This window comes from Enterococcus camelliae (assembly GCF_042685105.1).
In the GTDB taxonomy this organism is placed as follows: domain Bacteria; phylum Bacillota; class Bacilli; order Lactobacillales; family Enterococcaceae; genus Enterococcus_G; species Enterococcus_G camelliae.
Genome location: NZ_JBHUMO010000059.1, coordinates 36,094 through 39,020, shown reverse-complemented (window position 1 = coordinate 39,020; position 2,927 = coordinate 36,094). Strand labels below are relative to the sequence as shown.

Genomic DNA, 2,927 nt, shown 5'->3' with positions numbered 1-2,927 from the left:
AAGCAAATGGATTTCAACGAAGTTGATGAATCTTTTATCCAATCTATTGCATCGAAAAGAAATAATATCCCTCGAAAATCATTAAACTATAAAACACCAATAGAAGTATTCTTGAGTCACATATGCAAAGAGGACTTGTCTAACTTAATTTGACAATTAATAAAATTAAAACTTGATACTATCTGGACTTTCTTCGTAATTAATTATCTTCAAGCCCTTAAAAATGCCCGATCTGTGCAAATTTTCTTGCAACATGATCTGTTAGATTAGGAAGTAAAATACAACCGGATATGGGGGAGTAAACAAAAAAAGCGGATCTTTTATAGATTCGCTCTTTTGTCATTGCAATTTTTTTGTCAGTTAAATTTTTTAGTTGTTTTATTCTTTTTTACATAATCATATATAATTTTTACAATCAAAGAAATAATTAAGACTATATAAAAAATATTTCGGTACAAACTTTGATCATATTTTAGAAATACTAAAGCTAAAATAAAAACAATGACTAAAATTATATGGTAAATTTTAAATTTAGAAATTTTCATGATAGCTCACCCTCTTTTTTATTGCCATTCAAATCCCCATGGTATTGTAGACCCACTAAGTATCATGCCAGGTACGAAAATGGTAGACACGTTAAATACAAAACCTCCAGGTACATTTGCTAAAACGACACCGCCTAAAGCAACTACTAAACCAATTAGATTTGATTTAATGAAAACTCCTCCAATTGAAATTCCAGTAGAAATATTATTTGCTGCGCTTTTTGAAATCCAAATTCTCGTGCCCCACCAGTAACCTTTAATTGCTGTTTTTCCTTGTTTATATGCTCTAAGATAGGCGTTATTACCAGTCTTTTCGATCGTTACAGTTTTTTCATTAACATCAATATACAATTTTTCAGTTTTTGAATCAACCTGTAACCTTTCAACCATACTGTTTGCATCATTAATTTTTTCAACTAGTAATGCATACTCATTAGAAGAAAGTTCGGTAGACGCTGTTTCGGATATGCTATAAAAACCATCTTCGCTAAACAAAACATATTTGTCTAACTTGTTAATTTGGTCATTTGTTATTTCTTCATTTTGAACATTGGATGCTTCTGTTGCACTCACTTGGACGGGAGGGAATACGATAGTAAGCATCATCATACTGCAGAATAATGTAACTAATATATTTAAAGTTCTTTTTACGTAAAGCGTTCGAAAAATTATTCATCTTTTACTCTCCTTTGAAATTAAGACCAATTAGGTTCAAACATAAAATCTGGGACATCAATCAACGAAATTCTTATATTATTAATTATACAACCTATCGTTATTTAATTGTAATGGCCATTTTTTTAACATTTATAATTCTCACCGATTTCGTGGAACATCAAAAATAATGGTTCTGTTGCAAAGTTTTAAAATAAACAACCAGCATTCCGTTTTTACTGCTTTTTAAGTTGGGATACCCAATAAGACCTTGATTTCAGTGCAAACCGAAAAGCCGAAGAGCGTACACTCTTTTCGGCTTTTCTTGTATATTCCGCGAATCGTTTCCATGCCTTTTATCGTAGTTGCGGCAGTACGTAAACTTCGATAAAATTTATTCCGACGTTTGATTGGTCGATGATCTTGCTCAATCAAATTATTGAGATACTTAACTGTTCTGTGTTCTGTCTTCGTATACAGACCAGCTTTTTGTAATTTTTTAAACGCACTCCGAGTAGATGGTGCCTTGTCTGTGACGAGAACCTTTGGTTCGCCAAAATGCTTTCTAAGGCGTTTCAAAAATGCGTAGGCTGCTTGTGTGTCGCGTTTTTTATGTAGCCAAATGTCCAGCGTTAAACCATCTACATCGATCGCGCGATACAAATAGTGCCATGTTCCTTTGATTTTGATATACGTTTCATCCATTTTCCACGAATAAAAGGACGGTCTGTTTTTCTTTTTCCAAATTTGATATAGGACTTTGCCGTATTCTTGTACCCAACGGTAAATTGTCGTATGACACACATGAATACCACGATCATAAAGTATTTCTTGAACATCTCGATAGCTGAGGTTATAACGAAGATAATCGCCAACGGCGACAATAATCACGTCTTTTTGAAATTGCTTCCCTTTGAAATGCTCCATCTTTGTTCCTCCAAGCTATCTTTTTTATAATTTTAACTTAAAATAGTTTCATTTGAAAACTTTGCAACAGAACCCTCTTTATCCTAAACAATCGACAATCACTCTTTATCGTGGTGAAGCAAGTAAAAGTACACCTATTCAAAATAGTGTTAGTTGGACTTTAGATAAAAATAAGGCGAATTGGTTTGCTAATCGCTTTGATACTGTAGAAAAACATTTATATTCAACTGAAGTTAAAATAGATGACATACTAGCTTACATTGATTCTTCTGAGAAAGAGGTGCTAGTTCCTTACAGCAAACTAAAAAATATTCAAGAGCTAGACGTATACTAAAAAAGCATAGAACCCTTAATTATAAAGGGTTCTATGCTTTTTTGTTTAAAAATGGTCTGTAATATTTTTCAAATTAGTTATCATTGACATCAAATATGATTAAGTATTTCAAACTTTTAAAAAATGAATAAAAACAAATATGGTATTGAGAAAATTATTGGATATATATAATAAGTTTTCGAGTACCCTTGCTCACCTTGCGAGTTAGCTCGCATTCTATCACCAGAAACCATAGTTCCAGACAAAACAAGTCCTAAAACTAAAGAAGCAATACCAATGAAATGAATTAGCCCTTCAAATTTAAGAAACCGAAAGAACAAGGCACTAATTACTGAAACTAAAAAGGTAATTAAATATTTTTTCAATGAAATCTTCTCCAATCTCAAAATTAAAATTACAGTTTTATTTATAAGAATTATAGCATGAATAAGGTTTATTTGTGATTTTTTTATCTTTATCGAACTAAT

The 2,927-nt window shown here is 31.6% G+C and carries 4 protein-coding genes and 1 pseudogene; 2 read left to right on the top strand and 3 right to left on the bottom strand.

The features are described from left to right. Positions 1–153, top strand: a pseudogene (locus ACFSR0_RS10320) (IS30 family transposase); the annotation flags it as partial. A 410-nt stretch (positions 154–563) separates the two neighbouring features. Here the strand turns inward: ACFSR0_RS10320 and ACFSR0_RS10315 are convergent. Further along, positions 564–1,148: a hypothetical protein gene (locus ACFSR0_RS10315; RefSeq protein ID WP_379982503.1), complete on the bottom strand. Its 585-nt coding sequence runs from the start codon at positions 1,146–1,148 to the stop codon at positions 564–566. Positions 1,149–1,445: 297 nt separating this feature from the next. Continuing rightward, positions 1,446–2,126 carry an IS6 family transposase gene (locus ACFSR0_RS10310; protein WP_379982501.1) on the bottom strand — a complete coding sequence of 227 codons (681 nt, stop codon included), beginning with the start codon at positions 2,124–2,126 and terminating at the stop codon, positions 1,446–1,448. A 52-nt stretch (positions 2,127–2,178) separates the two neighbouring features. On the opposite strand from ACFSR0_RS10310, the gene ACFSR0_RS10305 reads away from it, so the two are divergent. Continuing rightward, a complete protein-coding gene (locus tag ACFSR0_RS10305; protein ID WP_379982499.1) occupies positions 2,179–2,460 on the top strand; it encodes a hypothetical protein in 282 nt (93 codons plus the stop codon). 116 nt (positions 2,461–2,576) lie between these two features. Here the strand turns inward: ACFSR0_RS10305 and ACFSR0_RS10300 are convergent. After that, positions 2,577–2,927: hypothetical protein (locus tag ACFSR0_RS10300; RefSeq protein WP_379982497.1), on the bottom strand; the 351-nt coding region annotated here is incomplete at its 5' end.

Excerpts from the sequence above, each read along its gene's own strand:
- ACFSR0_RS10315 (WP_379982503.1), bottom strand. The coding sequence starts at position 1,148 with ATGCTTACTATCGTATTCCCTCCCGTCCAAGTGAGTGCAACAGAAGCA.
- ACFSR0_RS10310 (WP_379982501.1), bottom strand. The coding sequence starts at position 2,126 with ATGGAGCATTTCAAAGGGAAGCAATTTCAAAAAGACGTGATTATTGTC.